At 57.7% G+C, this 18,645-nt stretch carries 10 protein-coding genes; all 10 read left to right on the top strand.

The window, feature by feature from the left end; translation table 11 throughout:
* The first annotated feature begins 156 nt into the window (after positions 1-156).
* The 10 genes from G505_RS0104220 to G505_RS0104265 all read left to right on the top strand — a co-directional run bounded on the left by G505_RS0104220 (position 157) and on the right by G505_RS0104265 (position 18,633).
* Positions 157-1,524: a sodium-dependent transporter gene (locus tag G505_RS0104220; RefSeq protein WP_028108444.1), complete on the top strand. Its 1,368-nt coding sequence runs from the start codon at positions 157-159 to the stop codon at positions 1,522-1,524.
* Positions 1,525-1,684: 160 nt separating this feature from the next.
* On the top strand, positions 1,685-4,264 hold the full coding sequence (gene pepN, locus G505_RS0104225) for an aminopeptidase N (RefSeq protein WP_028108445.1): 2,580 nt from the start codon (positions 1,685-1,687) through the stop codon (positions 4,262-4,264).
* A gap of 36 nt (positions 4,265-4,300) precedes the next feature.
* Positions 4,301-4,519: a DUF2835 family protein gene (locus G505_RS0104230; RefSeq protein WP_028108446.1), complete on the top strand. Its 219-nt coding sequence runs from the start codon at positions 4,301-4,303 to the stop codon at positions 4,517-4,519.
* A 302-nt stretch (positions 4,520-4,821) separates the two neighbouring features.
* The gene (locus G505_RS0104235; protein ID WP_028108447.1) at positions 4,822-6,897 is read left to right on the top strand and encodes a DUF1302 domain-containing protein; all 2,076 of its coding nucleotides are present in this window, start codon (positions 4,822-4,824) and stop codon (positions 6,895-6,897) included.
* A gap of 15 nt (positions 6,898-6,912) precedes the next feature.
* A complete protein-coding gene (locus tag G505_RS0104240; RefSeq protein ID WP_028108448.1) occupies positions 6,913-8,277 on the top strand; it encodes a DUF1329 domain-containing protein in 1,365 nt (454 codons plus the stop codon).
* A gap of 53 nt (positions 8,278-8,330) precedes the next feature.
* Positions 8,331-9,353, top strand: coding sequence for a sialidase family protein (locus G505_RS0104245; protein WP_028108449.1), 1,023 nt, complete (start codon positions 8,331-8,333; stop codon positions 9,351-9,353).
* Between the two features lie 9 nt (positions 9,354-9,362).
* Positions 9,363-11,726, top strand: coding sequence for an efflux RND transporter permease subunit (locus tag G505_RS0104250; protein WP_028108450.1), 2,364 nt, complete (start codon positions 9,363-9,365; stop codon positions 11,724-11,726).
* Between the two features lie 253 nt (positions 11,727-11,979).
* The gene (locus G505_RS0104255) at positions 11,980-16,806 is read left to right on the top strand and encodes an NAD-glutamate dehydrogenase (protein WP_028108451.1); all 4,827 of its coding nucleotides are present in this window, start codon (positions 11,980-11,982) and stop codon (positions 16,804-16,806) included.
* A 60-nt stretch (positions 16,807-16,866) separates the two neighbouring features.
* Positions 16,867-17,892, top strand: coding sequence for a quinone-dependent dihydroorotate dehydrogenase (pyrD, locus tag G505_RS0104260; protein WP_028108452.1), 1,026 nt, complete (start codon positions 16,867-16,869; stop codon positions 17,890-17,892).
* 210 nt (positions 17,893-18,102) lie between these two features.
* Entirely contained in the window at positions 18,103-18,633 is a 531-nt protein-coding gene (locus G505_RS0104265) for a cell division protein ZapC (RefSeq protein ID WP_245568330.1), read from the top strand.
* Positions 18,634-18,645 lie beyond the last annotated feature (12 nt).

An 18,645-nucleotide genomic window follows, 5' to 3' on the forward strand; every position in this document is an offset into this window, starting at 1 on the left:
GCCTCACCGGATGGGGGTTTCTCCTGCCAAGTCGCCATGCGTCCGCCTAGTCAGGGAGCAACAGCTATGGTAAAGCTATAATAAATAAACAATATATTAACAAAAATCGCCGGGTGCATGCCCATGCAGCGAGGTCGCGGCGGAGGGAGTCACAAGATGTCTGAGATTCACGGAAGGTGGTCCAATCGATTTACCTACATACTGGCTGCCACCGGCGCCGCGGTCGGACTGGGTAACATCTGGAAGTTTCCCTACATCATGGGAGAGAACGGCGGTGGCGCGTTCGTTCTTGTCTACCTGGTGTGCATCGCCCTCATTGGTGTCCCGGTTATGATGGCCGAGGTGATGATCGGCAAGTACGGCCGACTGGCCCCCTCCAAGTCGGTGATCAAGCTGGCCAAGGATTCCGGTCGGTCGAGCGCCTGGCGTGTGACCGGCTGGGGCGGGGTGATCGCCGGCTTCCTGATCCTCTCCTTCTATGTGGTGATCGCCGGTTGGGCGGTGGCCTACACCTGGTACGGCTTTACCGGCAGTTTCACCGGCCGTAGTGCCGATGAGATTGGTCAGTTGTTTACCAATCTCAACGCCAGCCCCTATCCGCTGCTCGGCTGGAGCGGGGTGATCGTCCTGGGCACCATCCTGGTGGTGGGCAAGGGGGTTCAGAAGGGGCTGGAGAGAGCGGTCAACTACATGATGCCCATTCTGTTCGTTCTGTTGACCATCATGGTGCTCTACGCCGCCAATACCGGTGAGTTTGCCGAGGCGGTGCGCTTCATGTTTGAGCCGGACTTCTCCAAACTTAGCTGGAACGGCGTGCTGATTGCCCTGGGCCACAGCTTCTTTACCCTGTCTCTGGCCTCGGGGATCATGATCATGTACGGCGCCTATCTGCCGGAGGGCACCTCCCTGGTCAAGACCTCGGTCTACATCGCTCTGATGGACACGTTGGTGGCGTTGATGGCCGGCCTGGCCATCTTCCCCGTGGTCTTCGCCAACGGGTTGCCCGCCGGGGCGGGACCGGGCCTCATCTTCCAGAGCCTGCCCATCGCCTTCGGCCAGATGCCACTGGGGGCGCTGTTCGGCGGCAGCTTCTTCCTGATGGTGGTGGTCGCGGCCTTTACCTCCTCCATCGCCCTGATTGAGTCCAGTGTGGCCTGGCTTGTAGAGCATCGGGGTTTGATGCGCTGGCAGGCGGCGTCCCTGGCCGGGCTTGCCATCTGGCTGATGAGCCTGCTGACGGTGTTCTCCCTCACCGGCGCCGAGTGGAGCGTGGTGTCGCTGTGGGGCGACATCAGAATGAGTTACTTTGATCTGCTGGATTACATTACCGCCAACATCATGTTGCCGCTGGGAGGCCTGATCATCTCTGTATTCAGTGCCTGGGCAGTAAAGGAGGAGATCAGCCGTAAGATGCTGGACACCGAGCCCGCGCTCTATCTTCTGTGGCAGAGCTGCCTGAGATACATCGCGCCGGTGGCCATCGTCCTGGTGTTCCTCAACCTGATTGGGGTGCTCAACCTGTAGTCGCAGCCGCTTATCGCTGTGCAATTCTAAAGCAAACGCGCCGCCTCAATCTGGGGCGGCGCGTTTTATTGTTATAATGGCCCACGATTCATTTTTCCGGGCGATCACCGACACGGATTCGGTGGCGACCTCCGTCCGGCCAGCTCCCAGGAGAACAACCATGTCGCAGCCGACAGCCCGCCACCGACTGGATTATCAGGCCAGTCCGTTTCAGATTGACACCCTTCACCTGACAGTGCAGCTGGAGGACCATGCCACCTTGGTGACCGCCGAGAGTGCCATCCGGCGCACCCAGGCGGGTGCGGCCGAGCTGGCGCTGGTGGGCGAGGAGCTGGCGCTGGTCTCCGTTTCCATCGATGAGGTTGCCTTGTCGGCAGACGAGTATCGCCTGGAAGAGGGCAAGCTGGTGCTGCCCATGGACAGGGATAGCGCGCGTCTGACCCTGGTTACCCGCATCGACCCGGCCAACAATACCGCCCTGGAAGGGTTGTATAAGTCCGAAGGCACTTTCTGTACCCAATGTGAAGCGGAAGGGTTCAGGCGCATCACCTATTTCCTGGACCGACCGGATGTGCTGGCGCGGTACACCACCCGAATCGAAGCGGATAAGGCGGCCTATCCCTACCTGTTGGCCAACGGCAACAAGGTGGACAGCGGCGATCTGGACGGCGGACGCCACTTTGCCACCTGGGTGGACCCTTTCCCCAAGCCCAGTTACCTGTTTGCCCTGGTGGCCGGTGACTTCGATCTGCTGGAGGACAGTTTTACCACCGCCAGTGGCCGCGACGTGGCCTTGCAGCTGTTTGTCGACAAGGGCCAGAAAGGGCGGGGGCACCACGCCCTGGCCAGCCTGAAACGGGCGATGAAGTGGGACGAGGAGAGGTTTAACCTGGAGTACGACCTCGACATCTACATGGTGGTGGCGGTGGACTTCTTTAACATGGGGGCCATGGAGAACAAGGGCCTGAACGTGTTCAACTCCAAGTGTGTGCTGGCCGACAGTGACAGCGCCACCGATGCCGAGTTTGACCGCATCGAGTCGATCATCGGCCATGAGTATTTCCACAACTGGACCGGCAACCGCATTACCTGCCGCGACTGGTTCCAGCTGAGCCTGAAAGAGGGACTGACCGTATTCCGTGATCAGGAGTTTTCCTCGGATCTCGGCAGCCGGGCGGTGCACCGCATCGAAGCGGTTAAGGTGATCCGTGGCATTCAATTTGCTGAAGACGCAGGCCCAATGGCCCATCCGATCAGGCCCGACAAGGTGATCGAGATGAACAACTTCTACACGGTAACCGTGTATGACAAGGGCGCCGAGATCATCCGCATGATGCACACTCTGTTGGGTGAGCAGGGGTTTCAGAAAGGGATGGCCCTCTATGTTGAGAGGCACGACGGTCAGGCGGTCACCTGCGACGACTTTGTTCAGGCGATGGAAGAGGCCAGTGGCGTGGATCTGACCCTGTTCCGTCGTTGGTACAGCCAGTCCGGGACCCCGGTCCTGACCGTGGAGGAGGAGTTCGATGCCGAGGCGGCTCAGTACAAGTTGCATCTGCGCCAACACACCCCGGCCACGGCCGATCAGGCCCAGAAACAGCCTCTGCACCTGCCGGTGAGACTGGAGCTGCTGAGCACCTCAGGCCAGGCCCTCGAATTGACTCTCGATGGTCAGCCCTTCGACGGCCTCTACAGCCTGACCGAACCACAGGCAACCCTGACCTTTGATGGGGTGAACGCCAAGCCTGTGGCCTCCTTGCTGCAGGAGTTCTCTGCGCCGGTGAAGCTCAGCTTTGCCCAGAGTGAGGCCGAGCAGATTCATCTGATGAGTTACGCCAATAACGCGGTGGCCCGTTGGGATGCCGCACAGGGGATCCTGGCCAACGCGGTATTCGTCACCCTGGAGGGCGACACGCCGGACAGCGATGCCCTGGCACGCGCCTTTGGCCAGATCCTGGCCGATGACCGCCTGGACGCCGCTCTGGTGGCCCAGATGTTGACGCTGCCTTCGGTCTCCACCCTGATGGAGATGCACAGCGGCTGCGACGTGGTGGCGCTGCACCAGGCCCGTCGTCAATTGCAGACGACTCTGGGCAGTGCCCTGGCAGCTGAGATGGAACTGGCGTATCAGCGCTGCGTGGCGGCGAACGACGCCCCTCACCGTGCGTTGAAGAACCTGTTGCTGGAGTTTAAGGCTCTGTGCGGGGAGTCCGAGCGGGTGCTGGCCCAATATGAGCAGGCCAGCAACATGACTGAAACCCTGGGGGCGCTGCGTGCAGCCAACCAGGGACTGTTGCCACAACGTCGGCAGATGATGACCGACTTTGAGGTCAAATGGCGCCACGATCCCTTGGTGATGGACAAATACTTCAGCCAGCTGGCCACCACCCCCATGGAGGTGGTGCCGCTGCTCGAGGAGATCAATCGGGCGATGTCACACGCCGCGTTCGACATCGGCAACCCCAACCGGGTCCGTGCCCTTGTGGGTGCCTTTGCCGATGGTAACCCCAAGGCGTTCCACGATGCCTCCGGCGCCGGGTATCGCTTCCTGACCGAGCAGTTAATCAAATTGAACGGCATCAACCCTCAGTGCGCCGCGCGCATCATCACGCCTCTGATTGGCTTTAAGCAGCACACGGGGGAGCGTCAGCAGCAGATGCGTCAGTGCCTGGAGCAGCTGATGGCATTGGAGGATCTCTCTAAGGATCTGTATGAAAAGGTCAGCAAGAGTCTGAGTTAAGTCGGGAAGGGCGGCTGGTAACGGCCGCCCACATCTATGCAATACATCTTCGATCTCGCCATCGGTTGGCAACAGATGCAGCGCTACTACCAGGGGCAGGCCCAGGTGGTGGTGGTGCGGTGTTTGCGGGGCAGGGTGATCCATCTGCACCCCAGATATCTGCGCCCCTTCCTCTCCGCCCGAGGCATCCATGGGCGCTTTCAACTGACCCTCGACAGCCAGGGCCAATTCCTGAATTTGCAACGATTTGAATAACAACCCATTAATAGAGCAATAACTTCAAACGGGTGTTGTAATTCTAACTTGCCGACCTTTTCCTGATAAAGCCCGATGAATTCAATGGTTTACGCAGTTGCTGAAACTGAATGTGTGACATGAATCAAATTTACCCCTGTGAATTCGGGCAAAACTTTACTTAACCTCCTAAAAATTCAGCGGATTCTCTCTCCTAAAAAGGTTGCTCCCTTACCGTCGTTGTTGTAACAATGGGGTTAATGTGTCGTTACACTGACGGCGCACAACAAAACTATAAATTCAGGGAAGGGAGAACCGCGACAATGAGACAAGGCGCTAAGGTTTTTCGCCGCTCCGCGCTGGCAGCCAGCATCTGTACGGTGTTAGCCGCTCCGGCCTCAGCAGTTACCTTTAATTGGGGAGAGATAGAGGGGAGTTTTGACTCCACCTGGACAGTCGGTGCGGCCTGGCGGGTCGAAGACCGCGATTATGGCAAAGTGGCCAAATCCAGTCAGCCCGGTCTGGACTGGACTGGCTATGGATTTGATTTCGCTGGTGGTGGCTTCAATGAGGTCTACGCTGGCGATCAGCTGTTTGCCCTGCCAGGGTCCTATTCCGCCAACCAGGATCTGGGCAACCTGCTCTATGATCAGGGCGACACCTTTACCGAGGTGTTTAAAGGCCTGCACGAGCTGGAACTGGTGTACGACAACATGGGTGTGTTCATCCGTGGCATGTACTTCTATGACAAGCGACTCGAAGACTCGGACTTCGATTACCGCAACCCGGTTTCCGGTGCCAAGTACGACGTGTGTGAAGATTCCAAGGCGGCAGAGTACGCCTGTTCCGACATCCGTCTGCTGGATGCCTACTTCTTCGCCGACTGGGATCTGGGTGACATGCCCCTCTCCATTCGAATCGGTGAACAGGTGGTCAGCTGGGGCGAGAGCACCCTGATCGCCCACGGCATCAACTCCATCAACCCCGTTGACCTTGCCCGCCTGCAGGCACCGGGAGCCGAACTCAAAGAAGCCTTCATTCCCGTGGGCATGGTATGGGCCTCCCTGGGCCTGACCGAAAACCTCAACGTAGAGGCGTTCTACCAATACCGCTGGGAGCAGACCCGTCTGCCGGTAACCGGCACCTACTTCTCCAGCAATGACTTTGCAGGAGCGGGTGGTTACGTAAACAACGCCCAACTGGGTTTCACCTCCAACCCGGACAATACCCTGGACTGGGTACTCGAGCAGTACGCGCAGCTCAGCGCAGTCGCCGCGCAGAGCCTGGAAGCCGGTGGCCCAGCCGCTCTGGCCGGCCTGGGCACTGCCGCCATCGCCTACCCAACCAAGGTGACCCTGATCAACTATGAGCAGGAGCCCGATGACCAGGGGCAATACGGTATCAAGCTCGGGTACTTCGCCCCGGAGCTGAATGACACCGAATTTGGCTTCTACTACATGAACTACCACAGCCGTCGTCCGCTGATCAGTGGCCAAACCGCCAACTTCGGCGCCGAGGCCGTTGGGGCGGATCTGGCCACATTGGCGGGTCTGGACGGCGAGGTGTCTCGTAATGATCTTCTGCAGCTTAACTCCTTCTCCAAGGCAACCCTGGAGTACCCGGAAGACATCAAGCTGTACGGCATCTCCTTCAACACTACGGTCGGTGACACATCGGTAGCCGGTGAAATTGCCTACCGTCAGGATGAGCCGCTGCAGATCGATGACGTTGAGCTGTTGTTCGCAGCCATGCCGGAGCAGTTGTACAACGCAGACCCCGAAGCTTTCGCCATCTTCGAAAACCTGTCTCAGTACGTGAAGCCGGATGGCACCAAGGTAGGACCCGGCGAATACGCGCCAGGCTATGTGCTGACCGACAGCACTCAGGCGCAGATGACCCTGACACACATCTTCGGCCCGACCATGGGCGCCGACAACTTCCTGATGCTGGCCGAAGTGGGTGGTGTCTGGTTGCACGACATGCCTGACTCTGCGGTATTGCGGATGAACGGTCCGGGGACGGAGCGTGCCGGCGCGGAAGGTCGCGAAGATAACCTGGCGGTGCTGGATATTCTGCACAACGGCCCGGAAGAGGATGCCTTCCCCACAGACAATGCCTGGGGCTATCGTCTGGTGGCCAAGTGGGATTACTCCAATGTGGCCTTCGGTTGGAACCTGTCACCCCGAGTGGTGTTCTCTCACGACGTGAGCGGTACCACGCCGGACCCACTGTTCCTGTTTGTCGAAGATCGTAAGTCCGCCTCGGTGACCTTCGCCTTCGACTATCAGAGCCGTTGGTCCGCTGACCTGGCCTACAACGCTTTCTGGGATGGAAAGGGTTCTACCAACTCTATGGACGACAAAGATTTTGTCTCCTTTAACCTGAAGTTCTCAATCTAAGAGGGGAGAGGAGTAATGCAAGTAAAACCACTATTCGCGGCCATGCTGGCCCTGAGCTGCAGCTTTGGCGCCATGGCTAAGGTGACCCCGGAACAGGCTAAGGCCCTGGGTGACACTCTGACGCCTGTGGGCGCCGAGAAGGCCGGCAACGCAGACGGTTCCATTCCAGCCTGGACGGGCGGGATCACCGAAGCGCCTGCCGGATACAAGCCCGGCGACTTTCACGCCGATCCCTATGCCGGCGATCAGGCGCTCTATACCATTACCGCCCAAAACATGGGCCAATATGGCGAGCTTCTGACCCCCGGGGTGAAGAAGATGTTCGAGATGTACCCGGACACCTTCAAGATGACCGTCTATCCGACCCATCGAAGCGCGTCCTATCCGCAGTTTATCTATGATGCCTCCATCGCCAACGCCAGCACCGCCGAACTGGTGGCCGGGGGCAACGGCTTGAAGAACGCCGCCATTGGTGTGCCGTTCCCGATGCCGCAAAATGGCCTGGAAGCGATCTGGAACCACATCCTGCGCTATCGTGGTGCCGATGCCCAGATCCTCCGGGGTCAGGCTGCGCCCACCGCCGGCGGCAGCTACACCCTGGTGAAGACCGATGAGAAGATCAAGTTCCTCTACTCCCGCCCGGATGCCAACGCCGAACAGCTGCAGAAAGACAACCTGCTGTTCTACTTCAAGCAGGTGGTGACCTCTCCGGCCCGTCTGGCGGGGACCGCTCTGCTGGTTCACGAGACCATGGATCAGGAGAAGGAGCCTCGTAAGGCCTGGACCTACAACACGGGTCAGCGCCGGGTACGTCGTGCGCCCAATGTGGCGTTCGATACCCCTGGCACCGCGTCCGACGGCATGCGAACTACCGATGACTTCGACATGTACAACGGCTCCCCCTCCCGTTACAACTGGGAACTCAAGGGCAAGAAGGAGATCCTCATCCCCTACAACAACTACAAGTTGCACGGGGCCGATGTGAAGTATAAGGACATCCTTAAGCCTGGCCACATCAACATGGACCTGGTTCGCTGGGAGAAGCACAGGGTGTGGGAGGTGGAAGCGACCCTCAAAGACGGCATCAGCCACCTGTACAAGACCCGTACCTTCTACCTGGACGAGGACAGCTGGCAGGTGAGCCTGGTGGACCTGTATGACAAGCGTGACCAGCTCTATCGCGTCGGCATGGCCCATGCGGTGAACTACTACGACCTGCCCACTCTGTGGACCACCCTGGAGGTGTTCTACGATCTGAGCTCCCGCCGCTACCTGGCCATGGGCCTGGATAATGAAGATGGCGTGGCCAGCTTCGAGGAGGAGTTCAGCGTTCAGAAGGAGTTCACCACTAACGCTCTGCGTCGCAGCGGTCGGCGCTAAATCTTAAAACTACAATAAGGGGGCAGGTAACTGCCCCCGGTATGGATACCACTATGCGGTTAATGATGTTGATTCCGCTTGCCCTGATGGGTGGTCACGCCATGGCGGAGCCACCGGCTCCCACCCCCCTGGCGGCGATCCAAGCCCCCAAAGCCCAAACCAGTCCAATGATGAGCCTTTCCCCGGCGGGAGACGCTCTGGTGGCCGTAGGCAGTCGGGGACAGGCGCTGGTCAAGACAAGCGGAAATGAGGAATGGCAACAGGCCGAAGTGCCGGTGAGTACGCTGTTGACTCGAGTGTTTATGCTCAATGATCAGCAGGGGTGGGCGGTTGGCCACGATGCCGCAATACTTCACACCACCGACGGTGGCCAAAGCTGGAGCCTGCAACAGTGGCGCCCGGATCTGGAAGTGCCTCTGCTGGACATCCATTTCCAGAATGAAAGGCAAGGGGTGGCCGTGGGCGCCTACGGCCAGTTGTTCCGAACCCGGGATGGGGGAAAATCCTGGCAGTTTGAGTTCCTTGACAGCCTGCTGATTGAGGACGACCGCCTCTACCTGGAGGAGATACGCGCCGACAGTGAAGAGGATTACCTGGCGGAGCGCGCGGCCATGCTGCCACACATCAATCGGATCCTGCCTCTGCCCGGGGGCGATCTGTTCGCCGTTGGGGAGATGGGGTTGATGGCACGTTCCAGTGATTATGGCCGTACCTGGCAACGACTTCCTGAGATCTATTTTGGCTCCCTGTCTGATATGGCCATGGGCGCAGATGGACGCTGGGTGGTCGTGGGGTTGCGCGGCAATGTGTTTGAGAGTCGCGATCAGGGAGAGAACTGGACCCCCGTGGAGATGGGGACCCAGGGCACGTTTAACAGCATCCGGCGGCTGTCCGATGGCACCCTGGTGATGGTGGCCAATGGCGGCGACCTTGCCTATCGCAGACCTGGAGACGCGGACTTTACCCTAGTCCGCGTGGCCAAGGGGCAGGACCTGGTTGATCTCGTGGAAAACGGCGAGGGCAACCTGTGGTTGGCCGGCAGTCACGGCGTTCAACCATTCACCATTAAGAAGTAAGGAGCTGTTATGACCACAAGGATGGTGAACTGGGTTGAACAGGTGCTGTTCCGCAGCAGAAAGACCGTTGTTATCCTATTTGCGCTGGCGACTGTCGCCTTGGGCTACAGTGCCGGCCAGCTGAAAATGGACGCGGCGTTCACTAAGAATATCCCCCTTAATCACCCCTATATGGAGACCTACCTCAAGCATCGCGAGCAGTTTGGCGGCGCCAACAGCATCATGGTGGCGGTAGAGGACTCCAGCGGCAACATCTTCAACCCCAAGTTCTTCGAAGTGCTGCGAGAGATTCACGATCAGCTGTTCTTCATCGAAGGGGTGAATCGCAGCCAGGTAAAATCCCTCTATTCGCCGTCGACCCGCTTCACCGAAGTGGTGGAAGACGGCTTCCAGGGAGGACCGGTGATCCCCGCCGATTTCCGTCCCACCGAGGAGGGGCTGGCCATTGTCCGCGCCAACATCGAGAAGGCCGGGGCGGTAGGCCGGTTGGTGGCGGATGACTTCAGTGCGGCCATGGTCAGCGCCCAGCTGATGGACAGGATCTCCCTGAATGAAGAGGAGCGGGCGCAAGCCCAGGCTCAGGATCGTACCGAGATGACCAAGCCGCTGGATGTGCTTGCCCTGGCCGACACCCTGGAACGGGAGCTTCGGGAAAAGTACCAGGATGAGTCCATCAAGGTACACATCATCGGATTTGCCAAGATGGCCGGAGACGTGGCCGAAGGGGCCGCCGGAGTGGTGGGTTTCTTTGCTGTGGCTCTGGTGATCACCGCCTTGATGGTGTACTACTTCTGTCACTGCCCCAAGCTGACGATACTGCCGCTTCTGTGTTCTCTGGTGGCTGTGGTGTGGCAGCTCGGCGGCCTGACCGTGCTGGGCTTCGGCCTGGATCCCATGTCCATTCTAGTGCCCTTTTTGGTATTCGCCATCGGCGTCAGTCACGGGGTGCAGATGATCAACGCCGTCGGTCATAAGGTGGCCGAAGGCCAGAGCGCCAAGGGTGCGGCTCAGCTGGCGTTTCGCAGCCTGCTGGTGCCCGGCGGTGTGGCTCTGCTGTCGGACACCATAGGTTTTTTGACCCTGCTCTCCATCGACATCGGCATCATCCGTGAGCTGGCCATTACCGCGTCCCTTGGGGTGGCGGTAATCATCCTAACCAACCTGGTGCTGCTGCCCATCCTGCTCTCCTATGTGAATTTCGGTGAACGCTATCTGGACCGGGTGAGGGCAGAGCATGCCAAGGTGTCGCCGGTATGGAAGGCGATCTCGGTGTTTGCCTCCAAACCCTGGGCCCTGGTGATCGTCGTGATTGCCGCCATCGCCTACCTGGCGGGGTATGAAAAGTCCCAGGAGATGAAGATAGGTGACCTGCACGCCGGTGCGCCGGCACTGAAGTCAGACAGCCGATATAACCTGGACACGGCGTTCATTACCGATAACTTCACCATCACCACCGACGTGTTGACGGTGATTGTCGAAGGGTTCCCCGAGGCCTGCACCTACCACCATGTACTGGAGCGCATCGAACGTTTCCAGTGGCAGATGGAAAATGTCCCGGGGGTGGAGTCGGCGGCCAGCCTGGCCTCGGTGGCCAAGGTGGTCAATGGTGGCTTCAATGAGGGCAACCCAAGATGGCGGGTGTTGCCGCGCACCACCGCCACCCTGGTGCAGTCGGTGGGCCGGGTCCCCACCTCCACCGGGCTGCTCAATAACGACTGTTCAGTGATGCCGGTGTATCTGTTCCTCAAGGACCACAAGGCGGTCACCATCAACACCGTGGTGGCCGAGGTCAAGAAACTGCAGGGGGAGTACGACACCGATGAGCTGAAGTTCCGGCTGGCCTCGGGTCCTGTCGGGGTGATGGCGGCCACCAATGAAGCGGTGGAAGAGGCACAGGGCCCAATGATGCTCTACGTTTACAGCGCGGTATTCCTGCTGTGTCTGATTAGCTTCCGCTCCATTCGTGCCACCATCTCGGTGATAGTGCCTCTGTATCTGGTGTCCACTCTGGCCCAGGCATTGATGAGTGCACTGGAGATCGGCCTGACGGTGAGCACCCTGCCGGTAATCGCCCTGGGTGTGGGCATCGGTGTGGATTACGGCATCTATATCCTGTCGAGCATGTCCTCGATGTTGCGGGGAGGCCACTCGGTTCAGGAGGCCTATCTCAAGGCGTTGTGCGATCGGGGCAATGCCGTGGTCTTTACCGGCATCACTCTGGCAGTAGGGGTGAGTACCTGGGTGTTCTCCGCCCTGAAGTTTCAGATGGATATGGGGATAATGTTGACGTTTATGTTCCTAGTGAACATGTTAGCCGCGATTATTCTCCTACCGGCAATGGTTAAGTTGTTGTGGTTTAATCGAAAAGCCTGATTGCTTAAATAGCACTCCTGAATAAAAAGGCCGCATATGCGGCCTTTTTTGCATAGAAAGCGTACATTATTGACGCTTTTTTCAGAACTTCCTCATTAACCACTTATAAAGCCCAATTTCGAAAGTGGATTCCGCTCACAGTTCCCGATAAATGGTGATACACTTCGCTGCATCCGAGGTGCCGAAGGGGCGCCGATACGGAGCTAAAAAACTACAAAAATCTGGTGCCATAGCAGCAGAGGGAATCAGCAACATGGCTAATAACGACACTATCCCTTCCGTCCTACTCGAAAACGTTGTGGGTCTCATCCACAGCAACCTCCCCAAGCAGGATGCCATCCTGCTCGAACGATTTGCCCACGCACTGTATGGAACCCTGTCCCGGGACGATCTCTACGCCCGCAGCGACAGCGATCTTTACGGTGCTATTCTCAGCCTGTGGAACAGCCTGAATCAGGTTTCAGGCGGCAAGGCCTTCAGTCGGGTATTTAACCCACTGCAGAGCACTCATGGTTGGCAGTCCAACCATACGGTGATTGAGATGATTCAACCGGATATGCCGTTTTTGGTGGATTCGGTCTCCATGGCGTTCAACCGCCTGGGGGTGACCTCTCACCTGATGATCCATGTGCCCCTGGCGATTCAGAGAGATAAAAAGGGCAGGGTGGTCGAACTGCGCTCCCTGGCTGAAGCCAAGGCCAACGATGAACGCATCGCCGTCTTTCTGATGGAGGTGGACAGCCTTTCCACTGAAGATGAGGTCAACACCGTCCATCAAGAGCTGAACTCAGTGGTCACCGACGTCGCGGCGTCGGTGAATGACTGGGATGCCATGCGTGCTCAACTGGGCGCCACCGTCAGGGAGATGGAGGAGAACGATGAGCAGGGTCAACACGGTGAAGCCACCGAGTTCCTCAAGTTCCTGCTCAATCACCACTTTACTCTGTTGGGGTTCCGTCGTTACGACCTGATTCCCGTTTCCGGAGACGTTGAACTCTCTCCCCAGATGGAAACCGGCCTGGGCATGATGCGGAGCAAGGGCGACACCAGCCGTCATCTGCTGCTCTCCACTCTGCCCGAATCTGCCCGAAAGGAAGCCCTGGGACCTGCGCCGCTGGTGCTGACCAAGACCAACTCCAAGAGCCGGGTGCACCGTCCTGCCTACATCGACTACATCGGTGTTAAGCGTTTCGACAAAGAGGGCCGGGTGGTGGGCGAAGACCGGTTCATCGGTCTGTACGCCAGCTCAGTGTATAACCGCAGCCCCCGTGAGATCCCTCTGCTCTCCGGCAAGCTCAACCGGGTGATGGAGCGTTCGCGGCTGGCGCCACGCTCCCACGACTTCAAGGCGCTGCTTAACGTGCTGGAGACCTATCCCCGGGATGAACTGATCCAGGCGACCGAACAGGAGCTGCTGGAGATCGGTCTGGGCGTTTTGCAGATGCAGGACAGGGACAAGGTGCGTCTGTTCCTGCGCAAGGATCTGTTTGGCCGCTTTATCTCTGCCATGGTGTATGTCTCCAAAGACAGGTACAACACCCAGCTGCGGGTGAACACTCAGAAGTTGCTGGCGGAGTACTTCAATGCCGAGGAGGAGGTGGAGTTCACGACCTTCTTCTCCGAGTCGATACTGGCTCGAACTCACTACTTGGTAAAAGTTGAAGATAACGATATGGATATTGATGTTCCTGCGCTGGAGAACAACCTGGTGGAACTGACCCGCTCCTGGGAAGACAAGGTAGACAGCGCTCTGCGTAAGACCTTCGGTCAGGCCAAGGGCAAGGCCATCGCCAACAACTACCTTCCCGGTTTCCCTCGCAGCTACAAAGAGGATGTGTTGCCCTCGGCCGCAGTGGTGGATGTGGCCAAGCTGGAGAAGCTGAACGACTCCGATCAACTGGGCATGCTGTTCTATCAGCCTCAGGAAGCGGTACTGGACGCCAACCAGGTACGCCTGAAGCTGTTCCACAAGGATGAACCCATCCACCTGTCCGACGTCCTGCCCATGCTGGAGAACTTCGGTCTGCGGGTGATTGGCGAGCGACCCTACTGCATCAATACCGCCGACGGACAGGTTTACTGGGTGCTCGACTTCAACATGACCCTGTCGGGCAAGACAGAAGTGGACATCAATGCGGCTCAGGCACGTTTCCAGGAAGCGTTCGCCAAGGTGTGGGCCAGGGATCTTGAGGATGATGGCTTCAACCGGCTGATCCTCTCTGCGGGCATGACCGGTCGCGAGGCCAGTGTGCTGCGCTCCTACGCCAAATATATGCGTCAGATCGACGGCACTTTCTCGCAGACCTACGTCGAGGAGACGCTGGCCGAGTACCCTCACATCGCCTCTCTGCTGGTGAAGATGTTCGATCGCAAGTTCAACCCAGGCTCCAAAGCCAAGCGGGATCTGGAAAAGCAGATCGACCAGGCCAACACCTATCTGGATGACGTGTCCAATCTGGATGACGATCGCATTATCCGTCGTTACATCGCCCTGATTCAGGCGACCTTGCGGACCAACTTCTATCAGCACGATGACCAGGGCCAACCCAAGAGCTACGTCTCCTACAAGTTCTCCCCGGCGGAGATCCCGGAGATGCCGCTGCCGCTGCCCAAGTTTGAGATCTTTGTCTACTCTCCCCGGGTCGAGGGTGTCCACCTGCGCGGTGCCAAGGTGGCCCGGGGCGGCCTGCGCTGGTCCGATCGCCGCGAAGACTTCCGTACCGAGGTGCTTGGTCTGGTCAAGGCCCAGCAGGTGAAGAACACCGTGATTGTGCCTTCCGGCGCCAAAGGCGGCTTCGTGTGCAAGAACCTGCCCACCGACCGCGACGGCATGCTGGCGGAAGGTCAGGCCTGCTATAAGATTTTCATCAGTGCTTTGCTGGACATTACCGACAACATTGTGGCCGGCCAACTGACGCCGCCGGATCGGGTGATTCGCCACGATGAGGATGACCCCTACCTGGTGGTGGCGGCGGATAAGGGCACAGCGACCTTCTCCGACATCGCCAATGCCATCTCTGAAAGCTACGACTTCTGGCTGGGCGATGCCTTCGCCTCCGGTGGTCAGTATGGTTATGACCATAAGAAGATGGGCATCACCGCCCGCGGCGCCTGGGAGTCGGTCAAACGCCACTTCCGCGAGCTGGGTGTCAACTGCCAGACCACAGATTTCACCGTGTTGGGCGTGGGTGACATGGGGGGCGATGTATTTGGTAACGGCATGCTGCTCTCCAGGCACATTCGTCTGCAGGCCGCCTTCAACCACATGCACATCTTCATCGACCCCAACCCGGATTCAGCCAGCTCCTACGCCGAGCGTGAGCGTCTGTTCAAGCTTCCCCGTTCCACCTGGGAGGACTACAACGGCGAGCTGATCTCCGAAGGGGGCGGTGTTTTCAACCGCAGCGCCAAGTCGATCAAGCTGACGCCTCAGATTAAGGCGATGATCGGCACCAACAAGAACCAGATGGCCCCCAATGAACTGATTCGGCAGCTGCTGATGATGGAGGTCGATCTGTTGTGGAACGGTGGCATCGGTACCTACGTCAAGGCCGTGACCGAGACCGACGTCGATGTGGGGGACCGTGCCAACGACGTGCTGCGGGTCAATGGCAGTGAACTGCGCGCCAAGGTGGTGGGCGAGGGTGGCAACCTGGGTCTGACTCAGCTGGGCCGCATCGAGTACGCCAAGCGTGGCGGTCGCATCAACACCGACTTCATCGACAATGTTGGAGGCGTGGACTGTTCCGATAACGAAGTGAACATCAAGATTCTGCTGAATCAGCTGGTGGCCCAAGGCGATCTCACCATCAAGCAGCGCAACCAGCTGCTGGAGAAGATGACCGATGAGGTGGCCGAGATTGTATTGCAGGATTGTCGCGACCAGGCTCAGTCCATCTCCGTCACCGAGGTGCTCAACTCGGATCAGCTCAAGGAACAGATCCGCTTTATGCAGCACCTGGAGAAGGCGGGCAAGCTGGACCGTGCCCTGGAGTTTCTTCCCAATGAGGATGAGCTCAATGAGCGCCAACTCTCCGGCGTCGGTCTGACCCGCCCCGAGCTGTCGGTGCTGGTGGCCTACGCCAAGATGGTGCTGAAGGAGCAGCTGGTTTCCGCCGAGATCACCGACAACGAGTTCCTGGCTCGCCGCCTGGTGGAGTACTTCCCTGTTGAGCTGCAGGATCGATTCTCCGCACAGATGGCCACCCACCCCTTGAGAGGTGAGATCATTGCCACCAGCCTGGCCAATGACATCATCAACGAGATGGGCCTTAACTTCATCCAGCGTATGCAAGATGAGACAGGCGCCGCAGTTGAGGAGGTGGCGATATGTTACACTGTCGCTTGTCAGGTCTTTGATCTCGAAGATCTTAAGCGACAAATCAACGCTCTTGAAGACGTTGATGCCCACAGGCAGAGCGAACTGTTTAATCAGGTGCGGCGCACGTTGAGGCGGGTAACCCGTTGGTTCCTGCGTCATCGCAACCGCAGCCTCAGCATCGAAGCCGAAGCGGAGTTTTACCGCGGTGTGGTGGAGGAGCTGGATGCAGGCTTCGACGGATTCCTGGTGGAGGACGAAGTGGCGCAACTCTCAGAAGACGAAAGCGCCATGGTGGAGCAGGGCATTACGCCAGAACTGGCGTGCCGCATGTCCCACTTAAGTACCCTGTTCTCCGCACTGGATATCGCCGAAGTCGCGAAGTCTGAAGGCAAACCGGTGGCCCTGGTGGCCGAAACCTACTTTAAACTGGGTGCCGGTATCGAACTGCACTGGTTCCTGAATCAGATCAGCCAGCAGCCGGTGACCAACCACTGGCAGGCATTGGCGCGGGCAGCGTTCCGCGAAGATCTGGACTGGCAGCAGCGCATGCTTACCTCGGTGGTGCTCAAAAACTGCCAGGGCGAGTGCAGCGCCGACGCCATCATTAACCAGTGGGTAGAAGAGAATGAACAGACCCTGGATAGATGGTTACACATGATGGCTGAGTTCCACAGCTCCAAGACACACGAATTTGCAAAATTCTCTGTTGCCCTGCGGGAGTTGAACCTGCTTATCATGCGTTGTAATTCCCATGGTTAACCCATAACACCAGAAGCCTCGGCAATCAGCCGGGGCTTTTTTTCGGTAGGAGAAAACACATTGTTCTATAAGATTGCACAAAAGTTCTTGTTCCAGACCAATCCGGAATTCGCCCATAACTTTGCAATCACTTCCCTGCGATGCACCGCCGGCACGCCGCTGGCGATGTTCTACAGTCAGAAGCTGCCTGCAGCCCCGGTAGAGTGCATGGGCCTGACCTTTCCCAATCCGGTGGGTCTGGCTGCCGGCATGGACAAAGATGGTGAAAGCATCGATGCCTTCGTTGCCATGGGCTTTGGCCACATCGAGGTGGGGACGGTGACCCCACGTCCGCAACCTGGCAACGACAAGCCCCGCGCTTTCCGTCTGCGTCCGGCTAAGGCGATCATCAACCGTATGGGCTTTAATAACCTCGGCGTCGACAACCTGGTCAAAAACATTAAAAACAGCAACCGGGGCGACGCCATTATTGGTGTGAATATCGGAAAGAATAAGACCACGCCACTGGAAGAGGGGAAGAACGATTACCTCTTCTGTATGGATAAAGTCTATGAAGTCGCCGATTACATTGCGGTGAATATTTCGTCACCCAACACCCCTGGTCTGCGCTCATTACAATATGGTGCCATGCTGGATGATTTGCTTGGCTCACTGAAAGAGAGGCAGGAAGCACTGGCTAAGCAATATGGTCGCTATGTGCCTATTGCGCTAAAAATTGCTCCTGACCTCAGTGATGAAGAACTCAAGCAGATATGCGATGCGCTGATCAAATTTAAGTTTGATGGGGTTATCGCCACCAATACCACCTTGGACAGAGACGCGGTGAAACACCTGCCTGAACATGTCGAGACCGGTGGATTGTCCGGTGCACCTTTGACCCAACGTGCCACTGAAGTCATTGCCAAAACTGCGGAATACCTCGATGGTGCTATGCCAATCATTGGGGTAGGTGGCATCGGCAGCGGCCAGGATGCGATGGATAAGATCGACGCGGGTGCCAAAATTGTTCAAATTTACACTGGATTTATATACGAAGGTCCAGAATTGATTAAGTCGATCACCGAAGATTTTCTTAAGAGAAAATAAGGATCGAACAAATAATGATCAGGCCACCTAAGGTGGCCTTTTTTATTTATTAGATCAAAAAACGATCGGGGATCCATAAGATCCCACCTTTTGATCTTTTCTTTTAATAATAAGATCCGTAAAATAATTTGTTTTATTTCTTGCTCATTCCTGAATAGATGGATTAGTATAAAATTCATCCATAAAGAAAGGATGCCTCTCATGTTGCTTATGCCCACATCAAATTGGCGTTGGTTCTTCGAACCGCAACACTCCAGGTTGGCTCTCGACCTCGGAGATGAAATGGTATTCCTTACTCCCTATGACGCGGGGCAGTTAATTCCCGACGCTCTCCATGGCATGCCATTCTGTGCCGAGCACGCTGAGTTCTACACCCGCTGCCTGCAGGAGCTGAGCAAACAGCTGAACCTGGCTGAACCTCAGTTGGTGCAGATTGCACTCAATGCCACCGCCCTGAGTTTCTTCGCCCTGCCAAGAATGCCCAAGAGCTGGTACTTCAACCACAGCCAGAGCATTGTCTACAGCAAGGCCGCCAAAGTGTGCCGCCTATACACCGAGCAGGGCCCAGGCCTGTTTGTGGTGGTCCAGGCGGAGGAGCGCAGCTCATTGCTGATGCTGATCTCCGAAACTCTGGAACTGGGTGGCAACAAGAAAATGGCGCCTTTCGATGCCATCAAGGTGATGAACGATCGCCTGGCACCCGCCCCCAAGGCTCTCAGTCAGGCCTTCACCGCCGCCTGATTGGTGGTATTT

The sequence above is a fragment of the Ferrimonas futtsuensis DSM 18154 genome (assembly GCF_000422645.1).
Taxonomy (GTDB): Bacteria; Pseudomonadota; Gammaproteobacteria; order Enterobacterales; family Shewanellaceae; genus Ferrimonas; species Ferrimonas futtsuensis.